Annotated in this window: 17 protein-coding genes and 1 other RNA gene; 11 read left to right on the plus strand and 7 right to left on the minus strand. The window is 59.2% G+C overall.

Going from position 1 to position 19,737, the window contains the following annotated elements:
* The first annotated feature begins 141 nt into the window (after window positions 1-141).
* Entirely contained in the window at window positions 142-1,092 is a 951-nt protein-coding gene (locus tag BAD_RS05750) for an aldose 1-epimerase family protein (protein WP_003810714.1), read from the plus strand.
* 115 nt (window positions 1,093-1,207) lie between these two features.
* The gene (locus tag BAD_RS09445) at window positions 1,208-1,282 is read left to right on the plus strand and encodes a 50S ribosomal protein bL37 (RefSeq protein ID WP_003817083.1); all 75 of its coding nucleotides are present in this window, start codon (window positions 1,208-1,210) and stop codon (window positions 1,280-1,282) included.
* A gap of 156 nt (window positions 1,283-1,438) precedes the next feature.
* Here the strand turns inward: BAD_RS09445 and BAD_RS05755 are convergent, their stop codons facing one another.
* Together BAD_RS05755 and BAD_RS05760 are read right to left on the minus strand one after the other, a co-directional pair.
* Window positions 1,439-1,690, minus strand: a complete 252-nt coding sequence (locus BAD_RS05755) for a hypothetical protein (RefSeq protein ID WP_003810716.1) — start codon at window positions 1,688-1,690, stop codon at window positions 1,439-1,441.
* Window positions 1,687-2,277, minus strand: coding sequence for a sigma-70 family RNA polymerase sigma factor (locus tag BAD_RS05760; protein WP_011743430.1), 591 nt, complete (start codon window positions 2,275-2,277; stop codon window positions 1,687-1,689). Before BAD_RS05760 ends, BAD_RS05755 begins: the two co-directional genes overlap by 4 nt.
* Before the next feature lie 121 nt (window positions 2,278-2,398).
* Between BAD_RS05760 and BAD_RS05765 the strand changes: the two genes are divergently transcribed.
* The 3 genes from BAD_RS05765 to BAD_RS05775 are packed head-to-tail and all read left to right on the plus strand — an operon-like array spanning window position 2,399 to window position 5,938.
* Window positions 2,399-3,952: a UDP-N-acetylmuramoyl-L-alanyl-D-glutamate--2,6-diaminopimelate ligase gene (locus tag BAD_RS05765; protein ID WP_011743431.1), complete on the plus strand. Its 1,554-nt coding sequence runs from the start codon at window positions 2,399-2,401 to the stop codon at window positions 3,950-3,952.
* 19 nt (window positions 3,953-3,971) lie between these two features.
* Window positions 3,972-5,216 (plus strand): carboxylate--amine ligase, encoded by a 1,245-nt coding sequence (locus BAD_RS05770; RefSeq protein ID WP_011743432.1) that lies wholly within the window; start codon window positions 3,972-3,974, stop codon window positions 5,214-5,216.
* Complete coding sequence (locus BAD_RS05775; RefSeq protein ID WP_011743433.1) at window positions 5,213-5,938, plus strand: aspartate/glutamate racemase family protein; 726 nt, start codon at window positions 5,213-5,215, stop codon at window positions 5,936-5,938. Before BAD_RS05770 ends, BAD_RS05775 begins: the two co-directional genes overlap by 4 nt.
* 158 nt (window positions 5,939-6,096) lie before the next feature.
* Here BAD_RS05775 and BAD_RS05780 read toward each other — a convergent pair whose 3' ends face one another.
* Window positions 6,097-7,731, minus strand: coding sequence for a bifunctional folylpolyglutamate synthase/dihydrofolate synthase (locus BAD_RS05780; protein ID WP_080505095.1), 1,635 nt, complete (start codon window positions 7,729-7,731; stop codon window positions 6,097-6,099).
* Window positions 7,732-7,877: 146 nt separating this feature from the next.
* On the opposite strand from BAD_RS05780, the gene BAD_RS05785 reads away from it, so the two are divergent.
* Together BAD_RS05785 and BAD_RS05790 are read left to right on the plus strand one after the other, a co-directional pair.
* Window positions 7,878-9,479: an aminopeptidase P family protein gene (locus tag BAD_RS05785; RefSeq protein ID WP_041777358.1), complete on the plus strand. Its 1,602-nt coding sequence runs from the start codon at window positions 7,878-7,880 to the stop codon at window positions 9,477-9,479.
* 9 nt (window positions 9,480-9,488) lie between these two features.
* Window positions 9,489-10,010 carry an NUDIX hydrolase gene (locus BAD_RS05790; RefSeq protein ID WP_011743436.1) on the plus strand — a complete coding sequence of 174 codons (522 nt, stop codon included), beginning with the start codon at window positions 9,489-9,491 and terminating at the stop codon, window positions 10,008-10,010.
* 87 nt (window positions 10,011-10,097) lie between these two features.
* On the opposite strand, the gene BAD_RS05795 is transcribed toward BAD_RS05790, so the two are convergent.
* The 4 genes from BAD_RS05795 to BAD_RS05810 all read right to left on the minus strand — a co-directional run bounded on the left by BAD_RS05795 (window position 10,098) and on the right by BAD_RS05810 (window position 15,779).
* A complete protein-coding gene (locus BAD_RS05795) occupies window positions 10,098-11,810 on the minus strand; it encodes a dipeptide ABC transporter ATP-binding protein (protein ID WP_011743437.1) in 1,713 nt (570 codons plus the stop codon).
* Window positions 11,811-11,814: 4 nt separating this feature from the next.
* The gene (locus BAD_RS05800) at window positions 11,815-12,990 is read right to left on the minus strand and encodes an ABC transporter permease (protein WP_003810731.1); all 1,176 of its coding nucleotides are present in this window, start codon (window positions 12,988-12,990) and stop codon (window positions 11,815-11,817) included.
* 1 nt (window position 12,991) lies between these two features.
* Window positions 12,992-14,065 (minus strand): ABC transporter permease, encoded by a 1,074-nt coding sequence (locus BAD_RS05805; RefSeq protein WP_011743438.1) that lies wholly within the window; start codon window positions 14,063-14,065, stop codon window positions 12,992-12,994.
* Window positions 14,066-14,153: 88 nt separating this feature from the next.
* Complete coding sequence (locus tag BAD_RS05810) at window positions 14,154-15,779, minus strand: ABC transporter substrate-binding protein (RefSeq protein WP_011743439.1); 1,626 nt, start codon at window positions 15,777-15,779, stop codon at window positions 14,154-14,156.
* A 391-nt stretch (window positions 15,780-16,170) separates the two neighbouring features.
* On the opposite strand from BAD_RS05810, the gene BAD_RS05815 reads away from it, so the two are divergent.
* From BAD_RS05815 to BAD_RS05825, 4 genes are all read left to right on the plus strand, one after another.
* Entirely contained in the window at window positions 16,171-17,373 is a 1,203-nt protein-coding gene (locus tag BAD_RS05815) for an ROK family transcriptional regulator (RefSeq protein WP_011743440.1), read from the plus strand.
* A gap of 30 nt (window positions 17,374-17,403) precedes the next feature.
* Window positions 17,404-18,303, plus strand: coding sequence for a carbohydrate kinase family protein (locus BAD_RS05820; RefSeq protein ID WP_003810740.1), 900 nt, complete (start codon window positions 17,404-17,406; stop codon window positions 18,301-18,303).
* A 191-nt stretch (window positions 18,304-18,494) separates the two neighbouring features.
* Window positions 18,495-18,891, plus strand: a transfer-messenger RNA (tmRNA) gene (gene ssrA / locus BAD_RS08690).
* A gap of 287 nt (window positions 18,892-19,178) precedes the next feature.
* The gene (locus tag BAD_RS05825; RefSeq protein ID WP_003810744.1) at window positions 19,179-19,583 is read left to right on the plus strand and encodes a pyridoxamine 5'-phosphate oxidase family protein; all 405 of its coding nucleotides are present in this window, start codon (window positions 19,179-19,181) and stop codon (window positions 19,581-19,583) included.
* Window positions 19,584-19,737: the final 154 nt, after the last annotated feature.

Genomic DNA, 19,737 nt, shown 5'->3' on the forward strand with positions numbered 1-19,737 from the left:
CCAATATTAAGGCACGGGCGCCGTCAATCGACATCGGCCGTCTTCATCCGCAGAATTTCCACACGACAAACGCATCCACCACCACATCGTGAGCGGTAACATAGTAGCGGAAACACAGTCGACAACACTATGGAGTGATTTATGACCTGCACCAATCTGCCGCCACGCACCGGACAGCAATTTTCCATTTCGCATGGCGATTACCATGCCGTCGTCACCGAGTTGGGCGCGACGCTGCGCAAACTGACCTACCAGGGCGAGGACATCATCGTCTCCCCCGGTCCGGATGACATGGTGACCTGCTGCCACGGCCAGCTGCTCATCCCGTTCCCGAACCGCATCGAGAATGGCGAATACACCTTCGAAGGCAAGACCTACACGCTGCCGATCGACGAGCATGAGCGCCACAACGCCATCCACGGCTACGGCAAGCGCGCGTTCTGGAAGCTTGTCTCCCTTAAAGAGGATGCCGTGACCCTCAGCTGGCGCGCCCCCAACATGGAGGGATATCCGTTCGACATCGTGGTGACCGCGACGTACAGCCTCGCCGACGATGGCCTGCATCTGAACATCAGCGCCTACAACAACGGCGATGCGGACGCACCGTGGGCCTTGGCCATCCACCCGTGGCTCGCCAACGGCTTCAACGGATACGGCGATGAGATCGACGCCCACAACGCCAAGTGCAGCCTGACCGTGCCGGGGCGCACGCATGTCACCGTCAACGAGAACCTCATTCCGACCGGCACCGAGCCGGTGGACGGCACCAAGTACGACCTGCGTAAGGACACGCTGCTCACCGAGCAGCCGTTCGACGACGCTTGGACGGATCTGGAGCATGCCGAAGACGGCACCGTCACCGCGGTGTTCACCCGTCCGGACGGCAAGAAGGTGCGTGTGGGCGGCGACGAGACCGTCACCTCGTTCCAGGTGTGCACCGGCACCGGTTTCCCGGCCATCAAGCATCCGGCCGGCGTGGCGGTGGAACCGCAGACGGCATACGCGAACGCGTTCAACACCGGCAAGGACCTCATCGTCATCAAGCCGGGCGAGACGTCAAGCACGGCGCTGTTCATCGGGATGCTCGACTGATATAATCACCATCGGAATAAGTCCCGGCCACACAGCGGACGCCGAATTTGGCAAACGTCTCGCTCGTGTGCGATAATCCCGAAGGCTTATTAATCGCAAGTAAAGGAGTCCAATCATGGGCATGCGCGGACGTAAGCGCAAGGATCGTCGTAAGAAGGCCGCCAATCACGGCAAGCGCCCGAACGCCTGATCCCTGCCGGCGCGAATAGCGTCACAGAGCATGGAAAACCCCGCGGAATCATTACGGTTCGCGGGGTTTTCCCATATTCAGACGCTGATGCGGCGGGCACGCCTCGCGTCACATCAGCGTGGCACTTGGCGCATGAAACGCCGCACGTCCTTCCAATTACTCGTCACAACAGTGGTCGAGTGTCGCCTCAAGCCTGTCGATCAGGCTTTGCGGCGCGTGTTTCGGCCGCAGGTACGCGCGCATCGCTGCGATCAGCGCACGTTCGCGTTCATCGCAACAGGTCTCCGGGTCGAAGCAGTCCCCGGAGGCCACGACATGCACGCTGGCATGCGTCACCTGCGTCACCACACCGTTCGTGTTGGTGGTGGTCGAAGTAATGGAGATGTGCCGTTCCATTGGTTCGCTCATGGTCGATCCTTCCCGGCAGTGGCATAGCCACGTTCCTTGGCGTAATTGGCAAGCTCACGTTTCAGCTGTGTGCGGGCGCGGTTGAGCCGGCTCATCACAGTGCCGATTTTCACGCCTTGTTCCTCAGCTACCTGGCTGTATGATTTGCCGTCGATCGCGGCGTCGATGAAAACCTGCCTGCGTTCCGGGGAAAGCCGGTTCAAAGCGGCCATGATCTCCTCCGGCGCGTAGGCGTCCAAGTATTCCTGTTCGGCGGATTTGAGCTGTTCGGAGGAATGTTCGGACGCGGAATACAGGTCCCAGTCGTCGTATTCGCCGGTGGAATCGTTGGCGCGTTGCGGCCGTCGCTTGGCTTTGGCGTACTGGTTGAAATAGGCGTTGCGTTCGATGGTGGTCATCCAAGCCGCGAAATTCGTTCCTTCTTTGAAGGAGTCGAACGCCTTGAATCCACGTTCGAAGGTGTCCTGCACCAGATCCTGCGCGTCGTCGGGATTGTTGGTCAGTTTCATCGCCTGCCGGTACAGCGAGTCCACAACGGGCATGGCAAGCTTCTCAAACCGCGCGCGCCGGCCCGCCATGGATTCCATTTCTTGTTCAGTCACACCCTCATTGTAACTTCCCCGACGTCACACGTCGTGCACATGGTTGCCGCTAAAATGGCTCTTCGGTATCCGCTCGGCGTCTCATACACAGGGAGAACACGAAAACATGGCTTTGACTCTGGAATCGGCGGCCCGACTGCTCGATAGGCACGGACTGCTGCGCGAAATCATCCGCGGCGATGTCTGGACGCTTGATCCGCACGACATCAAGGGATTCGACGAGCCGTTCTCCGCAATCACCTACGACACCCGCAAGGTGGAGCCGGGCACGTTCCTGTGCTGCAAGGGCCGTTTCAAGGCCGAATATCTGCAGGGCATCGACGAACGCGGCCTTGCCGCCTATGTGTCGGAGAACGACTTCTCCGACGCCACGCAAGCTCCGGGCCTTATTGTGGATGACGTGCGCAAGGCCATGGCTTTGCTATCGGCTGAATTCTATGGTCGTCCGCAGGACCAGTTGAAGGTGGTCGGCATCACCGGCACCAAAGGCAAGACCACCACCGCCTATCTCACGCAGGCGATGCTCAATGGCTGTTCCGGCGGCAAGTGCGCGCTGTTTTCCTCCGTGGACAATTGTCTTGACGGCCACACCTACGTGGAATCCGATCTGACCACGCCGGAATCCATGGATGCGTTCCGCATGATGCGCGAGGCCGTTGATAACGGCATGGAATATCTCGTCATGGAGGTCTCCTCGCAGGCCTACAAGGTGGACCGCGTGTTCGGTCTCACATTCGACGTGGCCGCGTTCCTCAACATCAGCCCGGACCATATCAGCCCGATCGAGCATCCGACGTTCGAGGATTATCTCCACTGCAAGCGTCAGATCGTCAAGAACTGCCGTGCCCTCGTATTGGGTGCCGATTGCGCGCGCGCCGACCTCATCCGGCAGGACGCACGTCATACCAGCGTTCCCGTCACCACGTTCGCGCTTGGCGGCGATTCCATGGCAGACGTCATGGCCGCGCCGGCGAATGACGATCACAGCCGCTTCTCCATCGTCATCGACGGCACCTCGATCGGCGAGTTGAGCCTGACATTGGACGGCGATTTCAACTATGCGAACGCGGCGGCGGCCGTCGCGATCGCCCGTGCGGCCGGTTTCGATTTCGGTTCCGCACAGGCCAAGGACGCGTTGCGTGAGATGGAGCCGGTACGCATCGCCGGACGTATGGAGCATTTCAAGGACACGCGGTCGAACACCATCGCCATTGTTGATTACGCGCATAACTACGCGTCTGTCACCGCGTTGCTTGACTACGTCGATCAGCGTTACGGCAGCGAAAAGCCGGAAATCACGCTCATCACCGGCTCCGCTGGAAACAAGGCATACGATCGTCGCGCCGAAATCGTCCACGCCGCGCAGGACCGCATCGACCATCTCGTGCTTACTTTCGAAGACACCGACGACGAGCCTGTGGAACAGGTCTGCGCGGACATGAACGACAGCGTCACCAACCCGCAGCTTGACGTGAAGACCATTCTCGACCGTGCCGAAGCCGTGGAGACCACGGTAAGCCGCGATCGCAAGGATCCCGAGCATCTGCACATCATCCTCATCATCGGCAAGGGCAACGAACGTTGGTTCAAAGACCACGGCAAGCACATCCCTTACGAGGGCGACGACCGCATCGTGGAACGTGTGTTCCGTCTCAAATAACAACTAAGGTGAAGGCATTATGACACGATTCCAACCGATTCTGCTGGGCAGCGACATCAACGTCTACGGCATGGCCAGGGCGTTCCATGAGGAGTACGGCATCGTTTCCGAGGCGTATGCGTATTTCCAGCTGAGCCCCACGAAATTCAGCCGTATCGTCAACGTGCACATCGTCGACGATTTCAACAACTTCGTCACGTTCCGTAATTTCATGCTCAAGCTCGGCAAGCGTATGAAGGCCGAGGATCCGGAACGCGTGCTGCTGCTCATCCCCTGCGGCGACGTGTACGCCAATCTGCTGAGCCAGTGCGGCGACGATCTTCGCGAATATTTCGTATACAACACGCTTGACGTGAACCTTTCGCGCCGGCTCGCCTACAAGTCCACGTTCTACCAGATCTGCGAGCAGTATGATCTGCCCCATCCGAAGACGCGCACCGTCACCGCCGATGAGGTGAAGGCAGGAGCCTACTGTGATTTGCCGTTCAGCTATCCGGTGGCCATGAAGCCCGCGAATTCGGTGGAATGGCTCAACATCGATTTCGAGGGCCGTCGCAAGGCCTACATCTTCAACGATCCGGCCGAATTGGAGACCATCATCAAGCGTGCGTACGATGCCGGATACACGTCCGAAATGGTGATTCAGGACTTCATCCCCGGCGACGATTCCCGTATGCGTGTGCTGAACGCCTATGTGGACCAGCATCATCGCGTGCGTATGATGTTCCTCGGCCACCCGCTGCTGGAGGATCCCTCCCCTGTCGCCGCGGGCAACTATGCGGCCATTCTGCCCGACTACAACGAGGGTGTGTTCCGTCGTATCAAGGCTTTCCTCGAGGACATCAAGTACGAGGGCGTGGCCAATTTCGACATGAAGTACGACGAACGCGACGGCGAGTACAAGCTGTTCGAAATCAACCTTCGCCAGGGACGTTCCAGCTATTTCGTCACGCTGAACGGCTTCAATCTGGCGAAGTATTTCGTCGACGACCTCGTCGAGGACACGCCGTTCGACGGCAACACCCTGTTCGGCCGCGGTTCGAAGCTGTGGCTTGAGATTCCGAAGTCGATTTTCCTTGATTACGTCGCAGAAGGCGCTGACAAGGAAACCGGCAAGCGCATGCTCAAGTCGGGCGATTGGGGTACCACCTTGGAGTATTCCAAGGATATGAATCCGCTGCGTTGGCTGATGATTCGGCACATGTTCTCGATTTACAAGAAGAGCTATGCCAAGTACTTCACCAAGAAGGGCGAGCTTAAGTGAAACGACCGTTTTTCGCCGTACTGGGCGGCATGGGCACGCTGGCCACCGAAAGCTACATCCGCTTGGTCAACCGCGCCACGCATGCCCATTGCGATCAGGATTATCTGGACTACATCGTCTTCAACGATTCCTCCGTGCCGGACCGCACCGCGTACATTCTCGGCGAATCCGACGAGAATCCCTTCCCCGTACTCGCCGACGATATCGAGAAGGCAACGGCGATGGGCGCGAGTTTCATTGTGCTCACCTGCAATACCGCGCACTATTTCTATGACGATTTCCAGGCGTTGACGACGGTGCCGATTCTGCATATGCCACGCGGCGCGGTGGCACGCATGGCTCAGCGTTATCCGAAGGATCGTTTTCCGCGGGTCGGTTTCCTCGGCACCGTGGGTTCGCGCAAATCCGGCGTGTACAAGCGTGCCGTCGAAGAGGCCGGGTACACGTTCGTCGAACCGACCGACGAGTTGCAGGCCCGTATCACTTCGTTGATTTATGACGATGTGAAAGGTAGTGGCGAGCTCAATCTGGAACGCTACGAATCGGTGTTGCGCGATATGCTCGATCCGGCAGGCCCCTGCGCGTGCGACACGCTGATATTGGGCTGCACCGAGCTGAGCGTGCTCAACGAGGCGTTTCCGCTGCCCCAGCTGCCGGTCATCGACGCGCAGGCCGTGCTGGTGGAAGATACCGTGGCGCGGGCCGAAGCGTTGCGCGCGTAGCTATTATTTGTCACGCCTATCTTCGACTGCTTAGGCGTCGGACGATAAAACAAGATTGTGGGTGGCTTCCCATTGCCTGGGGAGCCACCCATAATCTGTTTTACATGGACGGTGTACGCCGCACGTATGGCGTCATCGTCCGATGTTGTTTCGCTTCGTCACTTCGTTTCGTTTTCCGAAGCCGTTTCCGCATCCGCCGGTTCGTTGGCATCCGCCGCCTCATCCATTTCATCCGCATCGGCGTCTGCTAAAACGGAATCGTCCGGACCGACGCTGCCGAAATCGTTGATGTTGAAATCAGGGTTGGCGTCGGATTCGAAATCCACGTCAGCCTCGTCCTGCTTTTTGCGCGGTTCCGGATCGACGGCTTCCTGGAACACACGTTCGGCCTTTGGCTTCTTCAGGTCGGGGTTGATCTTCTCCTCCAGCATGAGTCGCGCATCACCGGCGGTTGTGAAGCTGCCACAGACGAGCACGCCATGACCGTAGCCGACGCCCAGTTCGTCATCGGCATCAACCATGTTGACGGCTTCCTGGATGGCGTCCGGCAATTCGGGAATGCAGGTGACGCGTTCCGGCCCGAAAACACGGTCCGCGATCTTCTTCAGATCCTCAGCCGGCATCACTCGGTCACGCCACGAGTTCTCGGTGACGATCACATGGCTCAGCAACGGTTCGAGCACGCCCAGATACTCCTCGACCTGCTTGTCCCCCATCATGGCGACCACGCCGACGAGCTGCTGGAAATCATAGTTCTCTTCAATGGCGGCACGCAGCGATTCGGCCGCGTTCACGTTGTGCCCGCCATCAAGGATGATGGTAGGCGAGGTACGAATTTGTTCGATACGTCCCGGAATGCGTACGCTGCTCAACGCTTCGGCCACCAAATCGCCGTCCAACGCGCCGTTGACGGGAATCACCACTTCCGCCGCGCACAGTGCGGCGAGCGCGTTGTGTGCCTGATGCTCGCCGAATTTGGCGATCGGCACTTCCGTGTAGGTGCCGTTCGGGGTGCGCAGGGTGGCCACCTGGCCGCCGACGGCCGGCACTCGGGTAACGACTTCCGATTCGACGCCGTCGCGCACCAAGCTGGCGTGGTTCTCCTTGGCCGCGGCCTCGATAATCGGCATGACCTCGTCCTCGTGTGGCTGGCGGCCGATGATGACGGTGCAGTTCGGCTTGATGATGCCGACCTTTTCCGTGGCGATTTCCTCCACGGTGTCGCCGAGCCATGCCATGTGGTCCATGTCGACCGGGCCGATGATGGCCGCGTCCGCGTCGAGCACGTTGGTGGCGTCCCATCGGCCGCCCATGCCGACTTCCACGATGGCGACGTCGACCGGCGCGTCGGCGAATTTCCAGATGGCCATGGCGGTGAGCACTTCGAAGAAGCTCATCTTCGGCTTGCCCAGCTCGTCCATTTTCATGTCCACGATGGCGACAAGGTCCTTGACCTGGTCCCAGGTGTCGACGAAATCGTCGTCGGACAGCTGCTGGCCGTCGATGGCGATGCGCTCGTTGACGTGTTCCAGATGGGGCGAGGTGTATAGGCCCGTACGCATGCCGTAGGCGCGGCAGATGGCTTCGGCCATGCGTGCCGTGGAGCCTTTGCCGTTGGTGCCGGTGATGTGGATGACGCGGAACGACTGCTCCGGATGGCCCATGATGTCGAGGATCATCTTCATGCGTTGCAGGTCGAGATTGGTGGTGTTGCGTTCCGATGGACGGCTCATGATGTCGCGTTCGACGTCGATCATGCTTTCGTTGTTGCGATTGGGATGTTCGAATGACATATTTCCCGTTTTCCTCCCGTACCTTGCGGACAGCACACTAAACTTTTCCCATTCTAGATGTCCGCATGAACGTTGCGCGCCGGGAAAAGTTATAGGATGGGTTGCGGTAATTTCCGTACGTTACGAATGCATGTTCAGGAGATGTGATGGGCGAAGTCATTACTGACAAGGACAAGGAATACGAGAAGATGGAGCGGGAGTCCGCTCCGGGACCGGATCAGGCCATGAGCGATCGTGTGAACAATCGTTCGCTGCGTCCGCGTTCCGAGGCGTTCAAGGAGTTCATGACCACCGGTTGGGATGACAACGAGCCGCAGATCGAGCCGTTGGAGTCCTCCAAGTACACGCCGGCGCGTCTGGAGGCGTTGGGCAAGGCGTTCCCGGGCGAGCGTATCGTGATTCCGGCCGGACAGCCGAAGGTGCGCAACAACGATTGCGATTACGCGTTCCGTCCGGATACGACGTTCTCCTACTACACCGGTTTGGGTGAGGATTTCGAGGCCGGCGCGGTGCTGGTGCTGAATCCCGTCGATCCGGATTCTCCGGAAGCGAAGGCCGGCAAGACGCATGTTCCGGAACTGTTCGTGGCTCCGCGTGCCAACCATTACACGCAGGACTTTTTCATGAACGCCCATTATGGCGAGTATTGGGTGGGTCCGCGTGCCGGTGTGAAGGAAATGACCGCGATGACCGGCATCGAAACCAACGACATCGCGCAGCTGCCCGACGCGTTGAGCAAGGATGTCGGCACTGAGGCCGGCGCGGTGCGCGTGCGCGTGATTCGTGAAGCCGATCCGGCGATTACCAGCATGGTCGAGGAGATCCGTGAAGCCAACGGTTTCGCTGATCCGGACAATAACACCGCTGCCGATGACAAGCTGCACGAATTCGCCGCCGAGGCACGCATGTGCAAGGATGAGTATGAGGTTCGCGAGATGCGCAAGGCCGTGGCCGCAACCAAGCACGGTTTCGACAACATTCTGCGCAAGATTCCGTCTTCCCTTGGCAAGCCGCGTTCGGAGCGCATGCTGGAGGGCGCGTTCAACGCCATCTCCCGCGAGGAGGGCAACGAGGTCGGCTACGACACCATCATCGCTTCCGGCGCCCACGCTCCGATTCTGCATTGGATGCGCAATACCGGTACCGTGGAGTCGGGCGAGCTGCTGCTCATCGACGCCGGTGTGGAGGTCAACAGCCTGTATACCGCCGACATCACCCGCACGTTCCCGACCAACGGCAAGTTCACCGATTTCCAGAAGAAGCTGTACCAGGCCGTGTTGGATTCCCAGCAGGCCGGTTTCGAGGCGGCCAAGCCGGGCGCCACGTATTCGGACATCCATCATGCGTGCATGCGCGTGATCGCCGAACGTCTGCATGACTGGGGTATTCTGCCGGTCGATGTCGAGGAGTCGCTCTCCCCTGAAGGCCAGCAGCATCGCCGTTGGCTCGCCTGCGGCGTGGCCCACCATCTGGGTCTCGACGTGCATGATTGCGCGCAGGCGCGTTATGAGTCGTATCAGAACGCCAAGATTCGTCCGGGCATGATCTTCACCATCGAACCGGGCCTGTACTTCCGTGAGGATGATCTGCTGATTCCGCCGGAATACCGTGGCATCGGCATTCGTATCGAGGATGATGTGCTCATGACGGAGGATGGTCCGGAATGGATTTCCGCGGGCATTCCGAAGCGGATCGACGATGTCGAGGCGTGGATGGCCGATATGGCCGCCGAAGGTGCGAAGGCCTGAGGATGCATCATGCCCACGCCTGAATTCGTACTCGAACTTCGTAAGAAGATAGGCCACGATCTGTTATGGCTCATGGGCGTCTCCGGCTATGTCGAGGACGAGCAGGGCCGTGTGCTGTTGGGACGGCGCTCCGACACCGGCGAATGGGCCATGGTGTATGGCATCAACGAGCCCGGAGAGGAACCGGCCGATACCGTTGCCCGCGAGGTCAAGGAGGAGACCGGCGTGGATGTGGTCGTCACCGATCTGGTGTCGGTCAAATCGTCCAGAAAGGTCCTCACCTATGCGAATGGGGACAACACCATGTACATGGATCACCTGTTCATCTGCAGGCCCGATCCGAATGGCAACACGGAGCCGTTCGTCGGCGATGAGGAAAGCCTCAGCGTAGGCTGGTTCTCCCCTGATGCTCTGCCCGAACCGTTGGCAGCCACCACGGTGGAACGCATGGCTTACGTACGCGAATATCTGAAGGCCAAGGCGAATGGTGATTCCCATGCCCAGTTTGCCTTCAACGGCACCATCCGCTGAAATCGCCTTCCATACATCATAAAATGGAATCCCCGCAACGTTTCAAGCGTTGCGGGGATTCCTTTTTATTAGATTCCGTGGATCAGCTCACTGCTGGGCGGCAAGCAGCTCATGCAGATGCTCGCGATGCTTGCGCTGTTCGCGCGGATCGGGCACCGGCAGGGAGGCCAGCAGCTTCTGCGTGTACGGGTTCTGCGGATTCTGCATGATCTGGTCCGCATCGCCATGTTCCACGATCTGGCCCTTGTGCATCACCATGATGCGGTCGGCGAGCATGTCGACCACGGCGAGGTCGTGCGTGATGAACAGGCATGCGAAGCCGATTTCGGCCTGCAGCTTCTTGAACAGTTCCAGCACCTTCGCCTGCACCGACACATCCAACGCGGAGGTCGGTTCGTCGGCGATGAGCAGGCTTGGCTTCAACGCCAACGCGCGTGCCAAGGAGGCGCGCTGGCGCTGGCCGCCGGACAGCTCGTGCGGGAAACGGTTCATATAGGCGCGCGGAAGCTGCACCATCTCAAGCAGATCGCCCACATACTTGCGGGCGTCTGATACCGACGAAAACTTCTTGTGCACGATCAACGGTTCGGCCACGTTTTCCGCGATGGTCATCAGCGGATTGAACGAGCTGCCCGGATCCTGGAACACGAAGCCGATGTCGGCGCGTTTGGGTTTGAAGTCGCGTTCCTTCACACCGTTCATTTCTATGCCTAGAACGTTCAGGGAACCGCCGGAAATCTTCTGCAGGCCTGCGATGGCACGGCCAGTGGTGGATTTGCCGGAACCGGACTCGCCTACCAGACCGAGCACTTCGGAACGGTGGATGGTGAAGTCGATGCCGTCCACGGCCTTGAAATCAGGCTGCATGAGATGACCCGGATACGTGATGGTCAGTCCCTTGGCCTCGACCGCGATGGGCTGATCGCGCCAATCCTTCTCACGTTCGATGACCTTGCCATCGGCATCCTTGACGACCAGTTTCTGGCCAATACGCGGCACGGCGGCAAGCAGACGCTTGGTGTAGTCGTCCTTCGGCGAGTAGAAGATCTGCTCGACGCTGCCCTGTTCGACGACGTGGCCGCGGTACATGACCACGACCTCATCGGCGATGTCGGCGATCACGCCCATGTTGTGGGTGATGATGAGCACGGATGCGTCGAACTCGTCGCGCGCCAGACGCAGCAGGTCGAGGATTTCGGCCTGCACGGTCACGTCGAGGGCGGTGGTCGGCTCGTCGGCCAGAATCAGGCCGGGGTTGAGCACCAGGGCCATGGCGATGACGATGCGCTGCTTCTGGCCGCCGGAGAACTGGTGTGGGTAGTAGTCGATGCGGGTTTCCGCGTCCGGAATGCCGACCTTCTTGAGAATGTCGATGGACTTGGCACGGAGTTCCTTCTTGTCCTTCATGCCATGGGCGCGAAGGCCTTCCTCGATCTGCCATCCGATGGTGTACACCGGGTTGAGCACCGAATTGGGCTCCTGGAACACCATGGCCGCTTCGGCGCCGCGCATTTCGCGCAGCTGTTCGCCGGACAGCGACAGCACTTCCAGCTCTTCGGTGCCCGCGCGGTTCGACAGGTACACCGCGCCGGAGGTCGTAGCGGTCTCCGGCAGCAGCTTGATGAGGGAGCGTGCGGTCACGGACTTGCCGGAGCCGGACTCGCCCACCACGCCGATGACCTTCTTACGGGGAATTTCGAAGCTGATCTTGTCGATGGCTTTGATGGAACCGGCGTCGGTCATGAACGAGACGCTGAGGTCCTTGATCTCGGCGAGATTGCCTTCCTTGATTTCACTCATCGGTTCACTCCCCTTCCTCGGAAGCCCATTCGGAAGCCACGAATGACGGATCACGGTCGGTGACGGTCACCGGTTTGTCGCTGGCTCCCATCGGATTCTTCGCCGCCTCAAGTTCGGCGACGACCTCGTTGCGCTTGCCTGGCTCCTGGCTGGGGTCCACGGACGTGTCCTCGATGGAACCCACCACTTCGCCTGCGGACTTGCGGGCGCGCAGACGCGGATCGGCCAGATCGTTCAGCGATTCGCCCACCAGGGTGATGCCCAGCACGATGAGCACGATGGCCAGACCCGGGAACACGGCGGTCCACCAGATGCCGGCGGTCACATCGGAGACGGCGCGGTTGAGGTCGTATCCCCATTCGGCGGCCGCGGTCGGTTCGATGCCGAAGCCCAGGAAGCCCAGGCCCGCAAGGGTCAGGATAGCTTCGGAGGAGTTCAGCGTCAGGATGACCGGCAGGGTTCGTGTGGAGTTCTTGAACAGGTGCTTGGTCATGATGCGCCACGTGGAGGCGCCGACCACGCGGGCGGATTCCACGTACGCGGATTCCTTGATGCGGATCACTTCGGCACGGATGGTACGGAAGTATTGCGGAATATAGACCACGGTGATGGAGATGCCGGAGGCGAAGATGCCGCTCCACAGGCCGGACTGGCCGTGGGAGATCATGATCGCCATCAGAATCGCCAGCAGCAGCGACGGGAAGGAGTACACGGCGTCGGCGATCATGACGAGCACACGATCGACCCATCCGCCGAAATAGCCGGAGACCAGGCCGAGCAGCACGCCTGCGAAAATCGACAGCAATACCGCGACGACGATGGCGATGACGGCGGTGCGGGCACCCCAGACCACACGGCTGAACACATCGTAGCCACCTGCAGTGGTGCCCCAGATGTGTTCGGAGGACGGTGCCGCCTGGGCCGGGAAGGAAACGCCGTCGGCGCCCTTGAGCTGCGCGTAGCTGTATGGCGCGATGAGCGGCGCGAAAATGGCGACCAGCAGGAAGAACGCCGTGAGCACGAGGCCCGTGATCAGCATGCCTTTCTGCCAGCCGACTGCGACGCGCAGTTCCTTGATGATCGGAATCTTATGCCAGAATGGCGTCTTGTTGCCGAGCTTGAGCTCGTCCAGACGATTGTCGCCTGGAACGGTGACCTTGTTGGCAGATGCTGCGGTCATGTCAGTACCTCACTCTCGGGTCGACCAACGCGGCGATGACGTCGACGATGAAGTTGACGACGGCCACGATGATGGCGATTAGGATAACGATGCCCTGCACGGCCACGAAGTCGCGTGCCTTCAGGTACTGCGACAGCATGAAGCCGAGACCCTTCCATTCGAAGGTGGTTTCGGTGAGCACCGCGCCTGCGAGCATCAGGGCGATCTGCATGCCCATGACGGTGATGATTGGAATCAACGCCGGCTTCCATGCGTGCTTGTTGAGCAGGCGTTTCTCGGAGACGCCGCGGGAACGTGCCGCTTCGACGTAGCCGGAATTGTAGGTGGCGATCACGTTGGTACGCACCAAACGGATGAACACGCCGGCGGTCAGCAGGCCCAACGCAAGGGCCGGCAGCACAGCGTGACGGAGCACATCAAGCAACACGGACATGTCGCCCAACTGGATCGCGTCGATGATATAGAAGCCGGTCGGCGAGACCAGTCGGGAGAACTGCATCTCGCTGCCAAGCGATGAGCGCCCGGATGCCGGCAGCACGTTCAGCCAGATGGCGAAGATGAGCTTCAGAATCAGGCCGAGGAAGAACACCGGGGTGGCATAGCACAGGATGGCGAAGGTGCGGATGCCCGCATCGGCCGCGTGGTCACGCTTGCGTGCGGCGATGCGTCCCAAGCCGATGCCGACGATGAGCGCGACGATGAGCGCGAGGAATGCCAGTTCGAATGTGGCGGAGCCGTAGTGGACGAGGATGCTGCTGACCTTCTGGTTGTCGGTCAGCGTGGTGCCGAGATCGCCGTGCAGCAGGCCGCCAAGATAATCGATGTACTGCACGATGAGCGGACGGTCGTAGCCGGCCGCATGGATGCGCTTCTGCAGTTCTTCCGGGGTCAGGCGGCCGCCGAGTGCGGCGGAGATCGGGTCGCCGGTGGCGCGCATCACGAAGAAAACGATGGTTACAAGAATGAATACTGTAGGAATGATCAGCAGAAAGCGTGTGAGCACGAAACGGAAGAATCCGCTTGAAAGCTTGTTTTTCTTGGCTTTCGGCTGAGCCTCGGTTGCGCTTTGCGTCACGTCGGGCTCCTTTTTCCTTATTGGTGTTTCAGATACAAATTGAGCCCCTGCCCATCTTAAGGGTGGGCAGGGGCGATCAAAACCTTTATCAGGCCTTGGTCACGGAAGCGTAGCGGAAGCGGAAGGAGGCGTCGAGGACGACACCCTTCACGCTGGATCCGGTGACCGCGACCTGGGCACCCTGCAGCAGCGGGATGGTGGAGAGGTCTTCGGTCTCGAGCTTCTGGATTTCCTTCAGGGTGTCTTCGCGGGCCTTGGCGTCGGTCTGGCCGGCCTGCTTGACGATCAGGTCGTTGACGTCCTTGTTGGAATAGCCGTTGTTCACGAAGTTGCCGTCACGGAAGAACGGGGACAGGTAGTTGTCCGGATCGGAGTAGTCCGGGAACCAGCCGAGCTGGTAGACCGGGTAGGAACCGTCCGAATCCTTGGTGACGTTACGGTCCTTGTTGTACTGGGTCCATTCGGTGGACTGCAGGTCGACCTTGAGCAGGCCGCCTTCCTCGAGCTGGGCCTTGATGGCCGCATACTCGTCGGCGGAGGACTGGCCGTAGTGGTCCGGGTTGTACTGGAGCTTCAGGTCTACCGGGGTCTTCACACCGGCGGCTTCGAGGGTCTTCTTGGCCTTGGCCGCATCCGGCTTGCCGGAACCGTCGCCATAGGCTGCCTTCAGGGTGTCGTCGTGGCCGGACAGGCCATCCGGAATGAAGGAGTACAGCGGGGTGTAGGTGCTCTTGTAGACCTTGGTGGCCAGCTCGTTGCGGTCGATCAGGCTTGCGACGGCCTGACGCACGGCCTTGGCCTTGTCGGCGTTCGGCTCGCTGGACTTCTCGCCGTACGGCATGATCTTGAAGTTGAAGGCAAGGAAGCGCTCTTCGCCGCCCGGTCCCTTGACGACCTTGACCTTGTTGTCCTTGGACAGGTCCTCGACGTCGGTCGGGGTCATGGAGCGGTAGGCCACGTCGACCTGGCCCTGCTGCACGGCCATCTTCAGGTTGGAGGAATCGGCGAAGTACTTGACCTGCACAACGTCGTTCTTAGCTGGGGTCAAACCCTTGTAGGAATCGTTCTTGGCATATGCCAGGGCCTCGTTCACCTTGTAGGAGGTGAGCTTGTACGGGCCTGCGAAGGCGTTGTCCTTGACGACGGTGTTGGCATCGGTCAGTTTGTCGGCGGAGAAGGACTCTTCGTCGACGATCGGGCCGGCCGGGCTGGAGAGCACCTGCTTCAGGGTCACGTCGTCCTTGACCGCGGAGTGGAACACGACGGTGGTGTCATCCTTGGCCTCGACGGACTCGATGTTGGCCAGCAGGGAGGACGGACCGTTCTCGTCGTTGATCTTCTTGATACGGTCGAAGGAGAACTTGACGTCGGAGGCGGTCAGATCGTGGCCGTTCGCGAACTTCAAGCCCTTCTTGAGCTTGACGGTGAACTCGGTGCCGTCGGCGCTCCAGGTGCCGTCATCGGCGGCGATGTCCGGAGACAGCTCGGAAGTGTTGTAGTTCTGCGCGTACAGGAACGGGAACACCTGAATCTGCACGGCGTAGGAACCGTTGTCGTAGGAGCCAGCCGGATCAAGGCTGGTGATCTTATCGGTCGTGCCGACGGTGATGGTGTTGCCAGTTGCGGCGCCACCGTCCTTCACGCCGCCGCAGGCGGCCAGGGAAGCCAGAGCCGCGACAGAAGCCAGAGCGGCGATAACTTTCTTGCGATTCACTATGGAATCCTCTCTTTTCTATCCGAATCGCCCCTGTGCAAGGCGATATAGTGACAAGAATCGGCGCGCAATGTTAACCGTACGTTTCATTGGAGGCCGTTTTACCCACCTACCTTATATTCGCCGTTTTCTGCTATGCATTAAAACGGCGAAATTCCAACGTTTTAACGACTAGTGAAAGAAAATAAGAAAAACCAGCCATTTTATGAGACGGACCCAGCCAAAGTCGCATTCAAGGTCTACGTCCTTCTTTTTTACTCATTGCTTTCGCACAGAGAGACCCAGATAAGCGCGCGACACGCGGCACAACATGAATTGCATTAATCAATTAACGGCGTTAATATATTAAGAAGTTCAACGAGGGTCCATGCACTGTCGCAAGGAGGTGAGCATGAGTAGGTACAGCGCCCAACAGTCATCGATTTCGGAAAACAACCGTTCCCGCATCCTGCAATACCTGTACCACAATGGCATCTGCTCACGCGCGCAGATCGCCAAAGCCATCAAGCTCACTCCGGCGGCAATCACCAAAATCACCGCGAAACTGCTGGCGCAGGGCATCATCGACGAAACCGGCGACATGGACGGAGACAAGAACCGCCGTTCCATCGGCCTGAATCTCAATTGTGCCAAATACCACATCATCGGCGTGAAGTTCGCCCGCAGTCTGGTGCAAATCGCGGTCTTCGACCTCAAGTGCAACCGTATCTTCCTGTCCGACTTGCCTACCGTCAGCGAAGAGCACATCCCCGAAACGGTGGAGCGCATTCGAGATACCGTACGCCAGCTCATCAAGGACGACCCCAGCATCGTGGCCGTCGGCATGGCGGTTCCGGGGCCCTATTTAAAGGACGAAGGACGCACCGCTTTGGTCTCCTCCATGCAGGGCTGGAGGCAAATCAACTTCATCGACGAATTCAGCAACGCATTCAGCGTCCCCGTGTTCGTCGAACAGGACGCCCGCGCCGGCGCGCTGGCGCAGTTCCTGTTCAATCCGGAACTGTCGGAAGGTTCCCTCGCCTACTATCTGCTTGGCGAAGGCATCGGCCTCGGAGTCATCGACAACGGCACCATCTACTACGGCGAGCACGGCACCGCCACGGAAATCGGACACGTCTCCATCGACGTGAACGGCAAGCCATGCGACTGCGGCAATGTCGGATGCCTGGAACGCTACTGCTCCGCCAACGCCATCCACGAACAACTCAACGCCAACCCGAGCATCGTTCCCGGATGCGAGACGATGACGCATGCGCAGGCTTGCGCAGCACTGTTCGCCAAGGCGAACGCGGGAGACGAGACCGCGACGCTTCTGATGCTCGATGTTGCCCGATACGTTGGGTACGGCGCGGTCACCATCATCAACGCTTTCAATCCGACACACATCGTTCTTGGAGACATCATCGCGCAAGCCGGCCAGCCGTTGCTCGACGAAGTCACACAAGTCGTGCGCGAACGCACGATCCCCGAAATCGGGCGCAACACCCGAATCACCCTGTCCGCCCTGCCCACCGACGCCACCGTTACCGGTGCCGCCGCCGTGGCCATCACCAATTTTCTGGAACATCCATCGATGTTCTTCGACGTCGCATAGCACGCCGCCCACCAAAGAAAGGAACCACCCATGTCCAAGCCAATCGTCATCGCCCTCGGTGAAATCCTGTGGGATATGCTCCCCACCGGCAAGCGCGCCGGCGGCGCTCCCGTCAACTTCGCCTACCACGCGTCCCAGAACGGCGCAGAAAGCTACGCCATCAGCGCCGTCGGTAACGACGAGCTGGGCGCCGAGCTGCTCAACGATGCGCACAAGGCCGGCATCAACACGCTGGTGCAGACCAACGAATACCCGACCGGCACCGTCGCCGTGGCACTGACCAACGGCATTCCGGAATACACCATCGTGCAGAACGTGGCTTGGGACCACATCGGCTACACCGACGAACTCGCCGAGGCCGTGTCCAAGGCCGACGCCATCTGCTTCGGCACGCTGGGTCTGCGTTCCCAGGAATCGCATGACACCATCATCAAACTGCTCCAGCATGCCAAGGAAGGCGCGCTGAAGTTCTTCGACATCAACCTGCGCGCCAACTTCTACTCCAAGGAGCTGATCGAGGAGCTGCTGGGATACGCCAACATCTTCAAGATCAACGACGACGAGCTCATCATGATGCGTGAGATGTTCTCCATTCCGGAGGGCAACGACGAAGAGGCCTGCAAGTGGTTCATGGATCGCTTCGATCTGGAGTACACCATCCTGACCGGCGGCGCGACCTTCAGCACCATCATCGCCAAGGACGGCGAGACCTCCACTCTGCTGACCCCGCATGTCGAGGTGGCCGACACCGTCGGAGCCGGCGATTCCTTCTCCGGCTCCTTCACCGGCAAGATCCTGTCCGGTGCCTCCCTCAAGGAAGCGCATCGCGCGGCCGTGAACACCGCCGCCTACGTGTGCACCAAGGAAGGAGGCTGGCCGGCCTACCCGACCGAAGGCGTTCCGGATTACCTCGCCGCAGCAGCCAAGTAAGCGTATCTTCTCCTTTCATCATCACCGATTCCGCATGCCGTCAAATAACGGCATGCGGAATTTTTTTTACCGGTTTTGCGAAGTTTCGTCGGTATGATGAATCGCCGATAGCATAATTTGGTTTGTCGGATAAACCGTGGTATCTTGAAATGTCTGGCTATAAAGCTGGAAGGTTTGATAATTCAATATTTGGGGATGATCGGTTTCGACGGTGACCTGTTCGTCGCAGGGAAGCGTGCCGAGAACGTAGGGTCCGCTCGTGGATGCCCCCTACAAAAGAATAAGTGCTAAATCTAACCGCACTGAGTTCGCTCTCGCTGCCTGAGCTTCGCGCCAGGATTAACCAGTGAGCAGCCGCTCCGTTCACTCCCCCTCGTCTTTGGGGGGATGTTGAGCGTCGTTTAGAAGACTTGCCTTACCGGCTGAGCCACAGGGCCGGCAAGGGACTTTTACTGTAGATATGCTCGCCATCAGTTGTCTGCGACATCGATGGGGGCAGAAAAACCGCCGCACGGCCAGCAGACTACGCACGTAGAAGACTGAGGGTTCGGTCATCGGACCGGGGTTCGATTCCCCGCATCTCCACGGATTGAAAGCCGCCAGAAATGGCGGCTTTTCCTTTATTTCCAACGGTTTCCGCCACTTTTGCAATTCGCTGCAATTCACCCTTTATCGCGATATTTCTCAAAAACATGGGCAAAATGTGGGCACGAATCATGTGTCAGCAATGACGGCTTTCTGTATTGGTAATCACATTTCTCGTTCGGTGAAACAGCGCATGTCGGCAGCAACGCCTCCGTATCATCGAAATAACCGTCCGGCGCCTTCCAATATTACAAGCCGCCGGCCAGCCAACCATCGAAAGGGACGATATCATGGCGAAGCTTACAGAGGAAATGAAGGATTTCATCAGCAGCAATCTCGCTTGGGTGGCCACCATCGGCAAGGATGGACACGTCGATTTGGGGCCGAAAATGAGCACGTTCGTCATCGATGACACTCATATCGGCTATCACGAGCGTACCGCCGGTCAAATGTACCGTAATCTGCTCGACGGCAGCGAACTGGTCATCGCAGTGGCCAATCTTGAGCAGAAGCGAGGTTATCGTTTCCGTGGCAACGTCACTCTGCATTCCGATGATGCGATCTACGATGAGCAGGTCGCCGTGGCCGAACATAACGGCACGAAGAAGCCCATGACCATTCCCGTTCTGGAGATCACGGAGATTCAGGACTTGACGCCAGGGGCGACCGCAGGCAAGACCATCGTCAAGGACTGACGCCCGTTCAACGCATACGGCTAATACCATCCATCCAAACGCGGAAACGCGCTCTGGCCCTCCCTTGGAAAGAAGGTCCAGAGCGCGTTTCGTTTTTCTGTCAAGACAAAAAGAGCTAGATCAAAGTATTTCCGCTCCGTCATGCAGTGACGTT

This window comes from Bifidobacterium adolescentis ATCC 15703 (assembly GCF_000010425.1).
Classification (GTDB): domain Bacteria; phylum Actinomycetota; class Actinomycetes; order Actinomycetales; family Bifidobacteriaceae; genus Bifidobacterium; species Bifidobacterium adolescentis.